The organism is Variovorax sp. GW821-FHT09D07, assembly GCF_059416345.1.
This window is the reverse complement of sequence record NZ_JBWKOY010000001.1, coordinates 1,264,206-1,278,140: the sequence shown is the minus strand read 5'-3', so window position 1 is coordinate 1,278,140 and position 13,935 is coordinate 1,264,206. Positions and strand designations below refer to the sequence as shown.

The 13,935-nt window shown below is 68.1% G+C and carries 12 protein-coding genes; 9 read left to right on the top strand and 3 right to left on the bottom strand.

Annotated features, from left to right (window positions below; all coding sequences use genetic code 11):
* Positions 1-105 precede the first annotated feature (105 nt).
* A complete protein-coding gene (locus AC07OX_RS05815) occupies positions 106-1,314 on the bottom strand; it encodes an AGE family epimerase/isomerase (protein WP_495260221.1) in 1,209 nt (402 codons plus the stop codon).
* 305 nt (positions 1,315-1,619) lie between these two features.
* On the opposite strand from AC07OX_RS05815, the gene AC07OX_RS05810 reads away from it, so the two are divergent.
* The 8 genes from AC07OX_RS05810 (at position 1,620) to AC07OX_RS05775 (ending at position 8,939) form a co-directional block, all read left to right on the top strand.
* Positions 1,620-2,390 carry an ABC transporter ATP-binding protein gene (locus AC07OX_RS05810; RefSeq protein WP_062474077.1) on the top strand — a complete coding sequence of 257 codons (771 nt, stop codon included), beginning with the start codon at positions 1,620-1,622 and terminating at the stop codon, positions 2,388-2,390.
* A gap of 1 nt (position 2,391) precedes the next feature.
* A complete protein-coding gene (locus AC07OX_RS05805) occupies positions 2,392-3,099 on the top strand; it encodes an ABC transporter ATP-binding protein (RefSeq protein ID WP_062474075.1) in 708 nt (235 codons plus the stop codon).
* Between the two features lie 37 nt (positions 3,100-3,136).
* Entirely contained in the window at positions 3,137-4,336 is a 1,200-nt protein-coding gene (locus AC07OX_RS05800; RefSeq protein ID WP_062474073.1) for an ABC transporter substrate-binding protein, read from the top strand.
* Between the two features lie 31 nt (positions 4,337-4,367).
* Positions 4,368-5,564 (top strand): ABC transporter substrate-binding protein, encoded by a 1,197-nt coding sequence (locus tag AC07OX_RS05795; protein ID WP_062474071.1) that lies wholly within the window; start codon positions 4,368-4,370, stop codon positions 5,562-5,564.
* Positions 5,565-5,609: 45 nt separating this feature from the next.
* The gene (locus AC07OX_RS05790) at positions 5,610-6,485 is read left to right on the top strand and encodes a branched-chain amino acid ABC transporter permease (protein WP_062474069.1); all 876 of its coding nucleotides are present in this window, start codon (positions 5,610-5,612) and stop codon (positions 6,483-6,485) included.
* A gap of 10 nt (positions 6,486-6,495) precedes the next feature.
* Positions 6,496-7,482 carry a branched-chain amino acid ABC transporter permease gene (locus AC07OX_RS05785; protein WP_174254353.1) on the top strand — a complete coding sequence of 329 codons (987 nt, stop codon included), beginning with the start codon at positions 6,496-6,498 and terminating at the stop codon, positions 7,480-7,482.
* Between the two features lie 107 nt (positions 7,483-7,589).
* Positions 7,590-8,039 (top strand): cupin domain-containing protein, encoded by a 450-nt coding sequence (locus AC07OX_RS05780; RefSeq protein WP_495260220.1) that lies wholly within the window; start codon positions 7,590-7,592, stop codon positions 8,037-8,039.
* Positions 8,040-8,180: 141 nt separating this feature from the next.
* Entirely contained in the window at positions 8,181-8,939 is a 759-nt protein-coding gene (locus AC07OX_RS05775) for a hypothetical protein (RefSeq protein ID WP_495260219.1), read from the top strand.
* 21 nt (positions 8,940-8,960) lie between these two features.
* Here AC07OX_RS05775 and AC07OX_RS05770 read toward each other — a convergent pair whose 3' ends face one another.
* Positions 8,961-10,052 carry a lipocalin-like domain-containing protein gene (locus AC07OX_RS05770; protein ID WP_495260218.1) on the bottom strand — a complete coding sequence of 364 codons (1,092 nt, stop codon included), beginning with the start codon at positions 10,050-10,052 and terminating at the stop codon, positions 8,961-8,963.
* A 5-nt stretch (positions 10,053-10,057) separates the two neighbouring features.
* Positions 10,058-11,137 (bottom strand): PLP-dependent cysteine synthase family protein, encoded by a 1,080-nt coding sequence (locus AC07OX_RS05765; protein ID WP_070063094.1) that lies wholly within the window; start codon positions 11,135-11,137, stop codon positions 10,058-10,060.
* A 98-nt stretch (positions 11,138-11,235) separates the two neighbouring features.
* On the opposite strand from AC07OX_RS05765, the gene AC07OX_RS05760 reads away from it, so the two are divergent.
* Positions 11,236-13,743, top strand: coding sequence for a penicillin acylase family protein (locus tag AC07OX_RS05760; protein ID WP_495260217.1), 2,508 nt, complete (start codon positions 11,236-11,238; stop codon positions 13,741-13,743).
* The last annotated feature ends 192 nt before the right edge of the window (positions 13,744-13,935 follow it).

The following is a 13,935-nucleotide window of genomic DNA, read 5'->3' as shown; positions in this document are numbered from 1 at the left end:
GTTCTCTGCGTGAGTGAAAGAAGGCCTGAAGCGTAGGCAGCCCGCGGGCTGCGGGGTAGGGGCGCCGCCGCACAAGATTTGTGCGGATATTGAAGGGTGACGCGGCTATTTGACGCCGTGCCCCAGCGCCTTCAGCACGTCATGGCACGCACCCATCGTGTGGTAATCGGTCTTGCCCGCCGGGCTCTTCTCGTCGCTGATCTTCGCGTTCTGCGGCGTGAGGATGCGGTACCACGCGCCGTGCGCGTGGTCGACGAAGTGGTCCCAGCTGTAGGCCCAGATCCGGTCGTACCAGTCCCAGTAGCCGGCGTCGCCCGTGCGCACCGCGAGCAGGGCGGCGGCGGCGAAGCTTTCGGCCTGCACCCAGAAGTACTTGTCGCCATCGCACACCGCGCCGTCGGGCCCGAAGCCGTAGACCAGCCCGCCGTGCGTGGCGTCCCAGCCGCGCTGCATCGCGGTGTCGAAGAAGTGGCGCGCGCGTGGCACGAGCCATTCGGTGCCCGGCGCGCCGCGCCCGAGGTGGCTCTCGAGCTGCAACAGCAGCTTGGCCCATTCGGTGAGGTGGCCGGTCTGGAAGCCCCAGGGCCGGAAGATGTTGGTCTTGTCGCCGCGGTTGTAGTCCCAGTCGACCGACCAGTCCTCGCGGTAGTGCTCCCACACCAGCCCGTCGGCGAGCGCGGCCTGCCGGCCCGTGATGCTTTCGGCCAGCGTGCGTGCGCGCTCGAGGTAGAAGGGCTCGCGCGTGGCGTCGTAGGCCGCGAGCATGGCCTCGCAGGCGTGCATGTTGGCGTTCTGGCCGCGGTACGGGCCGACCTGCCAGGCGGGCGTCGCCTCGTCGGCGTACAGCTGGTGCGCCGGTTCCCAGAAATGCCGTTCCATCAGGTCGCGGGTGTGCGCGAGGCCGGCGCGTGCTTCCTCGACGCCGGCCATCAGCGCATGCGCGTGCGCCAGCAGCACGAAGGCCAGGCCGTAGCAGTGCTGCGTGCCGTCCTGCACGGTGGCTTGATGGCCATCCCAGTCGATCTGCCATGCATAGCCACCATTCGGCTGCGCATGCGCGGTCTGCAAAAACGCCAGGCCGTGGCGCACCGCCGCAAGATCGTCGGGCCGGCCGAAGCGGCGCCACGCCATCGCGTGGTTGAACACGAAGCGCGTGCTGCTCACAAGGTGGCGCGTGCGGCGGTCGTACACCACGCCGTCGTCCTTGAAGAAATGGAAGAAGCCGCCCGAGGCATCGCGGCTGCGCGGCGCGTAGAACGCCAGCGTGTGGGCGATGTGGTCGGCAAGGAATTCGGGTGAGCGGAAGTTCGGCATGGCGGTGGTGGATTCAATCCGGGTGAAAGCGCATCGTGGCAGCGCGGCGGGCACGCGAGTTTTTCACGAAGCGTGCATGCATCGCGCGTTCGCAGGTGTGCGTGCTGCGGTGCGCAATGTCGTCGGGACGACAGTCGCTCGCGCAGAGGGGGCGCACTCTGTGAATGGTTGCAGTGCAGCATAGGCATTTGCCCCAGTATGCAATTGCATAGCAGCCACCAACAATCGGTCCGCGCTCGATGGTGGCGCATTGAGATGGACCGCATGACCGATTTCTTTTTTCCGCACACGGACGACGCCGCGAGATGAGCGACGTCATTCTTGAAACACGCCAGCTCACCAAGGAATTCAAGGGATTCACCGCGGTCAGCAAGGTCGACCTCTCGGTGAAGCGCGGTTCGATCCACGCGCTCATCGGCCCCAACGGTGCCGGCAAGACGACCTGCTTCAACCTGCTCACCAAATTCCTCGAGCCCACGGCCGGCACGATCCTGTTCAACGGCCACGACATCACGGGCGAACGCCCGGCGCAGATTGCGCGGCGCGGCGTGATCCGCTCGTTCCAGATCTCCGCCGTGTTCCCGCACCTCACGCTGCTCGAGAACGTGCGCCTGGGCCTGCAGCGCAAGCTCGGCACCTCGTACCACTTCTGGAAGAGCGAGAAGTCGCTCAAGCCGCTCGATGCGCGCGCCCGCGAGCTGCTCGCCGAGGTGGGCCTCGAAGAGCTGGCCGACGAACAGACCGTGAACCTGCCCTACGGCCGCAAGCGCGCGCTCGAGATTGCCACCACGCTGGCCATGGAGCCCGAGCTGATGCTGCTGGACGAACCCACGCAGGGCATGGGCCACGAAGACGTGCACCGTGTGGCCGAGCTCATCAAGCGCGTGTCGGCCGGACGCACCATCCTGATGGTCGAACACAACATGAGCGTGGTCTCGACCATCGCCGACACCATCACGGTGCTGCAGCGCGGCGCCGTGCTGGCCGAAGGCCCGTACGCCGAAGTCTCGAAGAACCCGCAGGTGATGGAGGCCTACATGGGCACCACCGACGGCGAAATGCAGGGGGCTCACTGACATGACCGCTGCACTCGAAATCAAGGGCCTGCAGGCCTGGTACGGCGAATCGCACGTGCTGCACGGCGTCGACATGGTCGTGCAGCCGGGCGAAGTCGTCACGCTGCTGGGCCGCAATGGTGCGGGCCGCACGACGACCATGCGCGCCGTGATGGGGCTCACCGGCGCCCGCAAGGGCAGCATCAAGGTCAACGGCGTCGAGACCGTCTCGATGGCGACGCACCGCATCGCCCACCTGGGCATCGGCTACTGCCCCGAAGAGCGCGGCATCTTCGCCAGCCTCTCGTGCGAAGAAAACCTGATGCTGCCGCCCGAGCTCAAGGGCGCGGGGCAGGGCATGTCGGTCGACGAGATCTACGCCATGTTCCCCAACCTGGCCGAGCGCCGCCACAGCCAGGGCACGCGCCTGTCGGGCGGCGAGCAGCAGATGCTGGCCGTGGCGCGCATCCTGCGCACCGGCGCCAAGCTGCTCCTGCTCGATGAAATCTCCGAAGGCCTCGCGCCCGTCATCGTGCAGGCGCTGGCCCGCATGATCACCACGCTGCGCGCCAAGGGCTACACCATCGTCATGGTCGAGCAGAACTTCCGCTTCGCCGCGCCGCTGGCCGACCGTTTCTACGTGATGGAGCACGGCCGCATCGTCGAGAAGTTCGGCGCTGCCGAGCTCGAAGCCAAGATGCCCGTGCTGACCGAGCTGCTCGGCGTCTGAGTTCTTTCACCCCTTCTTGCTACTGCCGGAGACATCCATGAAAAATCAGCTCACCGCTTTCGCCCTGGCTTTCAGCGCACTGGCGCTCGCAGCGTCCGCCCAGGCGCAAGGCCAGGACAAGGTCAAGATCGGCTTCATCACCGACATGTCCAGCCTGTACGCCGACCTCGAAGGCAAGAACGGCGCGCTGGCGATCCAGATGGCCATCGACGACTTCGGCGGCAAGGCGGCCGGCAAGCCGGTCGAGCTGCTCACCGTCGACCACCAGAACAAGCCCGACATTGCCGCCTCGAAGGCGCGCGAGTGGATCGACACGCAAGGCCTGAGCATGGTCTTCGGCGGCACCAACTCGGGCGTGGGCCTGGCGCTGGCCAAGGTCGCGGCCGAGAAGAAGCGCGTGTACTTCAACAACGGCGCGGCCTCCTCGGCGCTCACCAACGAACAGTGCTCGCCCTACACCGTGCACTACGCCTACGACACCGTCGCGCTCGCCAAGGGCACCGGTGCCGCGGTGGTCGACGGCGGCGGCAAGACCTGGTTCTTCCTGACGGCCGACTACGCCTTCGGCCACGCGCTCGAAGCCGACACCTCCACCGTCGTGAAGGCCAAGGGCGGCACGATCGTCGGCGCGGTGCGCCACCCGCTCAATGCGTCCGACTTCTCGTCGTTCCTGCTGCAGGCGCAGAACTCCAAGGCGCAGATCCTGGGCCTGGCCAACGCGGGCGGCGACACCGTCAACAGCATCAAGGCCGCCAAGGAATTCGGCATCGGCAAGACCATGAAGCTGGCCGGCCTGCTGATCTTCCTGAGCGACGTGCACAGCCTGGGCCTGAAGAACACCGAGGGCCTGCAGTTCACCACCAGCTGGTACTGGGACCTGAACGACGAGACCCGCAAGTTCGCCAAGCGCTTCTTCGACAAGACCAAGCGCATGCCCACCGAGATCCAGGCCGCCGACTACTCGGCCACCATGACCTACCTCAAGGCCGTGGACGCCGCCAAGACCGACGATGCCGACAAGGTCATGGCCGAGCTCAAGAAGATGAAGCTCAACGACTTCTTCGGCACCGGCCAGATCCGCCCCGACGGCCGCTACGTGCACGACATGTACCTGATGCAGGTCAAGTCGCCCGCCGAATCGAAGACGCCGTGGGACTACTACAAGCTCGTGAAGAAGCTGCCCGGCGACACGGTGTTCACTACCAAGGCCGAGTCCAAGTGCACGCTCTGGAAGTGACACCACCGAACACCCCACAGGAACAACATCCATGAAGACCACCACATTCGCTCTCTCCGCCGTTTTCGCCGCCGCCGCGCTGGCCGCCGGTGCCGCCCAGGCGCAGGACAAGGTCAAGATCGGCTTCGTCACCGACATGTCGAGCCTGTACGCCGACGTCGAAGGCAAGAACGGCGCGCTGGCGATCCAGATGGCCATCGACGACTTCGGCGGCAAGGTCAACGGCATGCCCATCGAGCTGCTCACGGCCGACCACCAGAACAAGGCCGACATCGCCGCCTCCAAGGCGCGCGAGTGGATCGACACGCAGGGCCTGACCATGCTGTTCGGCGGCACCAGCTCCGGCACGGCCCTGGCCATGGCCAAGGTGGCGCAGGAGAAGAAGCGCGTCTTCGTCGTGAACGGCGCGGGCAGCTCGGCGCTCACCAACGAGCAGTGCTCGCCCTACACCGTGCACTACGCCTACGACACCGTCGCGCTCGCCAAGGGCACCGGCGCGGCCGTCATCGGCCGTGGCGACAAGAGCTGGTACTTCCTGACCGCCGACTACGCCTTCGGCCAGGCCCTGGAAGCCGACGCGACCAAGGTCGTGAAGGAAAAGGGCGGCACCGTGCTGGGCTCGGTGAAGGCGCCGCTCAACACCTCCGACTTCTCGTCCTTCCTGCTGCAGGCGCAGAACTCCAAGGCGCAGGTGCTGGCGCTGGCCAATGCCGGCGGCGACACCATCAACAGCATCAAGGCCGCGAAAGAGTTCGGCATCACCAAGAGCATGAAGATGGTGGGTCTGCTGGTGTTCGTGACCGACGTGCACAGCCTGGGCCTGAAGAACACCGAAGGCCTGCTGCTGACCACCAGCTGGGACTGGAACCTGGACGACAAGACGCGCGCCTTCGGCAAGCGCTTCTTCGAGAAGACCAAGCGCATGCCCACCGACATCCAGGCCGCCGACTACTCGGCCACCATGACCTACCTGAAGGCCGTGCAGGCCGCCAAGACGGTCGATGCCGACAAGGTCATGGCCACGCTCAAGTCCACGCCCATCGACGACTTCTACGCCAAGGGCAGCATCCGCGCCGACGGCCGCTTCGTGCACGACATGTACCTGGTGCAGGTCAAGTCGCCGGCCGAATCCAAGCAGCCGTGGGACTACTACAAGGTGGTCCAGAAGCTCAAGGGCGAAGAAGTCTTCACGACCAAGGCCGAGAGCCGCTGCGCCCTCTGGAAGTGACCTCCCGCGGGCGCCCTTGCGGCGCCCGGGTTCGTTGAAACGCTTATGAACATTTCCCTTCCCGCCTTGTTGAGCCAGCTCCTTCTGGGGCTGGTCAACGGCTCGTTCTACGCCATCCTGAGTCTCGGGCTGGCGGTGATCTTCGGTTTGCTCAACGTCATCAACTTCGCGCACGGCGCGCTGTTCATGCTCGGGGCCGTCCTCACCTGGATGGCGATGGAGTACCTGGGCGTCAACTACTGGGTGATGCTGATTGCCGCGCCGGTCCTCATCGGCCTGTTCGGCGTGGTCATCGAACGGCTGTTGCTGCGCTGGATCTACAAGCTCGACCACCTCTACGGCCTGCTGCTCACGCTGGGCCTCACGTTGCTGATCGAAGGCGTGTTCCGCTCGGTCTACGGCGTGTCGGGGCTGCCCTACGATGCGCCCGAGCTGCTGTCCAGTGCCACCGACCTGGGCTTCATGGTGCTGCCCAACTACCGTGCCTGGGTGGTCGTGGCCTCGCTGGTGATCTGCTTTGCGACCTGGTACGTGATCGAGAAGACGCGCCTGGGTGCCTACCTGCGCGCCGGCACCGAGAACCCGCGCCTGGTGGAAGCCTTCGGCGTCAACGTGCCGCTGATGATCACGCTGACCTACGCCTTCGGCTGCGCGCTCGCCGCCTTCGCCGGCGTGCTGGCCGCACCGGTGATGCAGGTGTCGCCGCTGATGGGGCAGAACCTCATCATCGTGGTGTTCGCGGTGGTCGTGATCGGCGGCATGGGCTCCATCATGGGCGCCATCCTCACGGGCCTGGGCCTGGGCGTGATCGAGGGGCTCACCAAGGTTTTCTATCCCGAGGCTTCTTCGACGGTTGTGTTCGTGATCATGGTCATCGTGCTGCTCATCCGCCCCGCCGGCCTGTTCGGCAAAGAGAAATAAGGCGAGCGGCATGAACATGAAAAAAATCTCCACCGTCGTCTACGCGCTGCTGCTGGTCGCCCTGGTGCTCGCGCCGTTCTTCGGCGCCTACCCGGTGTTCGTGATGAAGCTCATGTGCTTCGCGCTGTTCGCCGCGGCCTTCAACCTGCTGCTGGGCTACACCGGCCTGCTGTCCTTCGGCCATGCAGCCTTCCTGGGCGGCTCCGCGTACGTAGCGGGCCATGCGATCAAGGTCTGGGGCCTCACGCCCGAGCTGGGCCTGATCGCGGGCACGCTCACCGGCGCGCTGCTGGGCTGGCTGTTCGGCGTGCTGGCCATCCGTCGCCAGGGCATCTACTTCGCGATGATCACGCTGGCGCTCGCGCAGATGATGTTCTTCGTCGCGCTGCAGGCCAAGTTCACGGGCGGCGAAGACGGCCTGCAGGGCGTGCCGCGCGGCAAGCTCTTCGGCATCGTCGACCTGTCGAACGACCTGACCATGTACTACGTGGCGCTGGTGATCGTGGTCGCGGCCTTCCTGCTGATCGTGCGCACCATCCACTCGCCGTTCGGGCAGGTGCTCAAGGGCATCAAGGAAAACGAGCCGCGCGCGCTGTCGCTGGGCTACGACGTGAGCCGCTTCAAGCTGCTGGCCTTCGTGATCTCGGCCGCGCTGTCGGGCCTGGCCGGCTCGCTCAAGACGCTGGTGCTGGGCTTTGCCACGCTGTCCGACGTGCACTGGACCGCCTCGGGCCAGGTCATCCTGATGACGCTGGTGGGCGGCCTGGGCACGCTGTCGGGTCCCATCGTGGGTTCGGCGGTGGTCGTGCTGCTCGAGAACAAGATCGGCGAACTCGGCAACTTCCTGGCGCGCATCACGACCGTCGACTGGTTCAACACGCTGGGCGAGTCGGTCACCATGGTCACGGGCCTGATCTTCGTGATCTGCGTGCTGGCCTTCCGCAAGGGCATCATGGGCGAGATCATCGCTTTCATCGAGCGCCGCCGCGCGAAGTAGCGATGCCGGTGGCGTGACGGCGGGGTGGTTACCCTCCCTGCGGCGCCATCGCTTGTGCCCCCTGTGGCCGGGGCGCAGAATCCGGCTCCCACTTCGAGGAGCCGGCCATGGCCCTTCTTCCGTACTTTGTCCTCCCGCCAGAGCGGCGCGAAACGCCCTTGAACGTGCTCGGCACGCAGGTGACGGTGCTGGCGTCGAATGCCTCGACGCAGAGCTACGGCGTCACCTTCCAGCGCGGCGACGAAGGCACGGGCCCGCCACCGCACAGCCACGACTGGGACGAGTCGTTCTACGTGCTCGGCGGCGAGGTCGAATTCCTCTGCGACGGCCAGGCCCACGTGTGCCAGCCCGGCACGCTGGTGCACGTGCCGCGCGGCACGGTGCACGGCTTTCACTACGGCAAGGGCGGCGGCCAGATGCTCGAGATCACGGGGCAGGACGCGATGGCCGCGCAGATGTTCGCGGCGATCGATCGCGAGATTCCGGTCGGGCCGGCGCCCGACATTCCGAAGCTGCTGGCGGTGCTGGAGCGCAATGGGGTGACGGTCTCCGCGTGAGTCGCGGCCCTCATCGGCACTGACAAGCCGACGCTGTCCAAAACCACCGGTTCCCGTGGCGACGCCGCATGCAGCGCTCGGCACAATCATCCGCACCCGGCCGCACAGGCCCACACCGACAAGAAGATGGAGGAGACCCCCATGCGCAGACGGCTGCTCGCACTTTTCGTGGCGCTCGCACTGACAGGGTGCATGACCCCGCCGCCGCTGCCACCGAACGGCGGCCAGCTCGCGAAGGGCGCGAAGGTCGGCCTGCTGGTGCGCATCCCCACCGCATCCGCGGAACACATGCACGTGGGCACGACCGTCTTCAACAACTTCTCGACCACGTACCCGTTCCCCTGGAACCCCACGGCCAAGGTCTACGAGGCCTTCACGTCGGAGCTCGAAAAAGCCGGCTTCCAGGTGGTGCGGCTCACGAGCTTTGCCACGACCTCCGTCAACGCGCTGGCCGTCTTCAAGGACGGTCGCTGGATCGCGAATCCTGCGCAGGCGTGGGCTGCACGCAAGCTGAAGGACGATCAGATCTCCGCCGTGGTCCTGGTCGAGGCGACGAAAACGCAGGCGCGCATGGAGTGCACCGGTGGGCCCTGCGGCGAGAGCTTCATGCAGAACTCGGGCCTCTTCACGCGCAGCATGCTGGGGTCGACGCGGTACTTCGCGGTGCCCGCGATCGAAGCCAAGGTCTTCGTCATGGACCCGCCGCTGAACCTCGCGGCCTACGAGCCGATGCTTGCCCAGCAGCGGCAACGGGTGCGGCAGCTCAAGGATTTCCCGGAGCCGCGCGACCTCAAGCGGTTGAGCACTGCCGAGTTCGCGCCCGTCGCTTCGGCGATCGACGACCACGTCCGCGCGCTGTCGCGCAACACGGCGCAGGCGCTGAGCCAGGGCGTGAAGTAGCCCATCGCGCCGGGCTTCGGCTCACAGCCGCAGCGGCGCCGCGTAGCCCGTCATCTCGAGGTATCCGCGCCCCACGCGCTGGCCCTGCTGCGCGTCGCGCAGTTCGCTCAGTCCTTCCCAGTACACGCCGCCCGTGGAGCCGCGGCTGTCCAGTTCCTGGTCGTCGAGCAGGGCCTGCACCTCGAAGCGGCCCGCGGGCGTGTCGATGCGCCAGTGCGTCGGGTAGCTCGCGCGCGTGCGCGGGCTGGTCCAGCTGCGCAGGGCGTCGAAGCGCACCTCGCCGGGCTGGAAGATGCGCGCCGCGCCGCCGCGCGGGCGGAACGAGCCGCCCGACCACAACGCGCTGCCGTCGCGGCGGCGCAGGTGGAAGGCGGTGAGCGCGCTGCCGTCGTCGAGGTTCATGCCGATCCAGTCCCAGCCCACGGCCTCGGGGTGCATCAGCGCCTCGCTCCATTCGTGGTCGAGCCAGGCGGTGCCGGCGATCTCGAACGGCGCCTGGCCCTGCAAGGTGAGGCGGCCCTGCGCCTGCAGCTGCGGCTCGCTGTAGTAGTAGCTCGCCTGCTCGGGGTCGGGGCCTTTGCGCGACAGGCCTTCGCGGCCCTGCAGCAGCACGGGTTGCGACGGCGCGAAGCGCAGGTCGAGCGTGAACTCGCCGGCGGGGATGCGCGCGGTGTAGGCGCCGCTGCCGGCGTCGCGCACCAGCGACCAGTCGCGCAGCCGCACGTCGGTGTCGGTTTCGCTGGCCGAGGCCACGTCGAAGCCCGCGCGGGCGATGCGCTGGTCGTGCCGCAGCACGCGGCCTTCGAGGTCGGTGACGGCGGCGTGCGCGAACACCAGCTGCTTGGCGGCGAAGGCCGAGCGCATGGCCTGCGTGGCGTCGACGCGCGAGCGAAAGAAGGTCACTTGGAAACCGAACGCGCGGCCCGCGGCGGTCTGGCCGTGGCCGGTGATGTACCACCACTCGGTGCGCAGCTCGGGGTGGCTGCCGAAGTCGCGCGGAAACTGCAGCGCCTTCGCGGGCAGGGCCCAGCCGGCATGCGGCGCGCCCGAGGCGGCCAGCGCGGCCAGCAGCAACAGCTGCCGCCGCGCGATGAGGCCACGGGTCGGGCGCATGGCCATCAGCCCGCCACCAGCGCGTCGATGCGTTGCTGCGCCGGCGCGATGTCGCCGAAGGCGTTGCGCACCCAGTCGGCGTCGTGGTAGCTCGGCAGGTAGCGTTCGCCCGCGTCGCACAGCAGCGACAGGATCGAGCCCTGCTGGCCGGCCGCGCGCATCTCGTGCGCCACGGCCAGCATGCCGACGAAGTTGGTGCCGGTCGACGGGCCGACCTTGCGCCCCAGCAGCGCCGACAGCGCATGCATGGCGGCCACCGAGTCGAGGTTGGGCACTTCGAGCATGCGGTCGACCAGCGTGCGCACGAAGCTGGGTTCCACGCGCGGGCGGCCGATGCCTTCGATGCGCGAGCCGGGTGCCGTGAGCGTGGCGTCGCCGCTGCGGTGGTAGGCCGAGAACACCGAGCCCTCGGGGTCGGCCACGCACACCTGCGTGTCGTGGCAGCGAAAGCGCAGGTAGCGCCCGATGGTGGCGCTGGTGCCGCCGGTGCCGGCGCCCACCACGATCCACGCGGGCACCGGATGCCGCTCGCGCGCCATCTGCTGGAACATGCTCTCGGCGATGTTGTTGTTGCCGCGCCAGTCGGTCGCGCGCTCGGCGTACGTGAACTGGTCCATGTAGTGGCCGCCGGTGCGTTCGGCCAGCGCGCGGGCCTCGTCGTACACCTGCGCGGCGTGGTCCACGAAGTGGCAGCTCGCGCCGTAGAAGGCGATCTGCGCCACCTTCTCGGGCGAGGTGCTGCGCGGCATCACGGCGATGAAGGGCAGGCCCAGCAGCCGCGCGAAGTAGGCCTCGCTCACGGCGGTGGAGCCGCTGGAGGCCTCGACGATGGTCGTGCCTTCGCGCACCCAGCCGTTGCACAGCGCGTACAGGAACAGCGAGCGCGCGAGCCGGTGCTTGAGGCTGCCGGTGGGGTGCGTCGATTCGTCCTTCAGGTACAGGTCGATGCCGTGCGCGGCCAGCGCGGGCAGCGGCAGCGGAATGAGGTGCGTGTCGGCGCTGCGCTGGTAGTCGGCTTCGATGCGGCGGATCGCGCCGGCGAGCCAGCTGTCGCAGGAGGAGGTTGAAGGGGTGGTGGGCTGCATAGCGCGCCAGTCTACAAGTCATGCCTTGTCACCCGTCGGGTGACAGAAATCGGGATACTGCCCGCTGCCAATCCACAACAAGACCGGAGACGAACTGCATGAAGAGAATGAACCATCGGCTTTCCCTGGGCGCCGTGTCGCTGGCGGTGCTCGCCCTCGCAGGGTGTGCGTCCAATGCCCCGGGCGTGAACACGCCCACGCGACCCTCGTCATCCTTCGCGGTGCCTGGTCTGGAGAAGCCGGCCGAAGTGCTGGTCGACCGCTGGGGCGTGCCGCACCTGTACGCGGGCACGCTCTACGACGCCTTCGTGGCGCAGGGCTTCATCGCCGCGCGCGACCGGCTCTGGCAGATGGACCTGTGGCGCAAGCGCGGCCTGGGCGAAATGGCGAAGGACTTCGGCCCCGCCTGGGTCGAGAGCGACCGCGCCGCGCGCGCCGTGCTCTACCGCGGCGACATGTACCGCGAATGGCTGGCCTATGGCTCCGACGCCAAGCGCGTGGCCGAGGCCTTCACGGCCGGCGTCAATGCCTACGTGGCGCAGGTGCGTGCGCAGCCCGCGCTGCTGCCGACCGAGTTCGCGCTGCTGGGCTACCAGCCGGCCACGTGGTCGCCCGAGGACGTGGTGCGCATCCGGCACCACGGGCTCACGCTCAACTTCAGCTCGGAGGTCGACCGCGCACGCGCCTTCTGCGCCGGTGCGCCGGGCGTCAAGGCCGACTGGCTGCGCCGCGAACTCGATCCGCCGGTCACGCCCAAGGTGCCCGAGGGCTTCGATCCCTGCAGCCTTCCGGCGGCGGAGCTGCGCGCGGCCTACCTGCGGGCGACCGATGCGCCGCGCTTCACCAAGGAGAACACGCGCGTGGGCATGAACGCGGGCGCGTCTTCCATGCCGGTCGCGCTGCTGCCCGGCAGCGCCGAGGCGATCGCCGCGAAGGCCGAGCAGGACGAAGCGTCGCAGGGCGACCCCACCGCCGCCTACGGCAGCAACAACTGGGTCATCGCGCCGAAGCTCACGTCCACGGGCCGGCCGATTCTGGCCAACGATCCGCACCGCGCGCACGGCGCGCCGAGCCTGCGCTACATGACGCACCTGAGCGCGCCCGGCATGGACGCCATCGGCGCGGGCGAGCCCTTCCTGCCGGGCCTGTCGATCGGCCACAACGGCACCATCGCCTTCGGCCTCACGCGCTTCTACATGGACCAGGAAGACCTGTACGTGTACGAGCTCAACCCGGCCAACCCCGAGGAATACCGCTACCAGGGCCGCTGGGAGCCGATGACGCGCGTCACCGAGCGCATCGCGGTCAAGGGCGAGGCCGCGCCGCGCGAGGTGGTCAACACCTTCACGCGCCACGGCCCCGTGCTGGTCGCGGAGCCCGGCAAGCGCCGCGCCTTCGCCTTGCGCGCCGCCTGGCTGGAGCCCGGCATGGCGCCGTACTTCGGTTCGATGGACTACATGCGCGCACGCAACTGGGACCAGTTCCGCGCGGCCATGAACCGCTGGGGCGCGCCGGGCGAGAACCAGGTGTATGCCGACAGCAGCGGCAACGTCGGCTGGATTCCGGGCGGGCTCACGCCGATCCGTCCGAACTGGGACGGCCTCATGCCCGTTCCCGGCGATGGCCGCTATGAGTGGTCGGGCTTTCGCAACGGCGACGAGCTGCCCTCGGAGTTCAACCCCGCGCGCGGCTACGTGGTCACGGCCAACGAGAACAACATCCCGGCCGACCATCCCGCCGCGAAGAAGGGCGTGGGCTACGAGTGGAGCGATGCGGCCCGCGCGCGCCGCCTCAAGGAACTGTTCGCGGCCAAGGTGGCGGCGGGTTCGCGCTTCACCATCGAGGACTCGGAGCGCATGCAGAACGACATCGTCGCGACGCCGGCGCAGCGCGTGCTGAAGCTCTTGGCCGGCCAGCGCAGCGACGACGCCCAGACCGCGGCGGCGCTGCGCCTGCTGCAGGCCTGGGACGGCGCCATGGACCGCGACAGCGCGGCGGCCGCGCTGTACGAGGTGTGGAGCAGCAAGTTCCTGCGCCAGGCCGTGCTCAAGGCCGGGGCGGGCGATGCCGGTGCCGCGCTGGCCGCGCCCGGCGACAACACGCGCATGGTGCTGCTGCTGGAGAACCCGTCCGGCTGGGTGAGCAACGCGCAGCGCGATGCCTTGCTGCTGACGACCTTGCCCGCCGCCATGCAGGAGCTGTCCGCCAAGCTCGGGCCCGACCCGGCGGCGTGGAAGTGGGGCGCCTTGCACCGCGCGGAGTTCCGGCATCCGCTGGGCGGCGTGGTCGATGCGGCCACGCGCAAGAAGCTCGAGGTGGGCGACTGGCCGATGTCCGGCTCGTCGTTCACGCCGATGGCGGCCACCTACCGCGCGAACGACTACAAGCTGACCTCGGGCGCGTCGTTCCGCATGGTGCTCGACGTGGGCAACTGGGACGCCTCGCGCGTCATCAACACGCCGGGCCAGTCGGGCAACCCCGACAGCCCGAACTACCGCGACCTGGCGCCGCTGTGGCTCGAAGGCAAGTACGTGCCGCTGGTCTACAGCCGTGGCGCGGTCGAGAAAGAAACGGTGGAACGGATCCAGCTGACGCCGGGGCGCTAGCAGGACCGGTCACGCAAGAGGGCGCCGCCCGCGCCCCGCCGCGGCGCGCCCGGCCCTGCCGGTCGTCACGCGGTCGTCATTCGCCGATGTGATGCTTGCAGGAGTTGAAATACTGCCCACAAGCTTGCTGACACGATCCACTTCTTCCTTGTTGACTTCAGCGCATGGTGGTCGTGGGCGAGTGGTTGGACG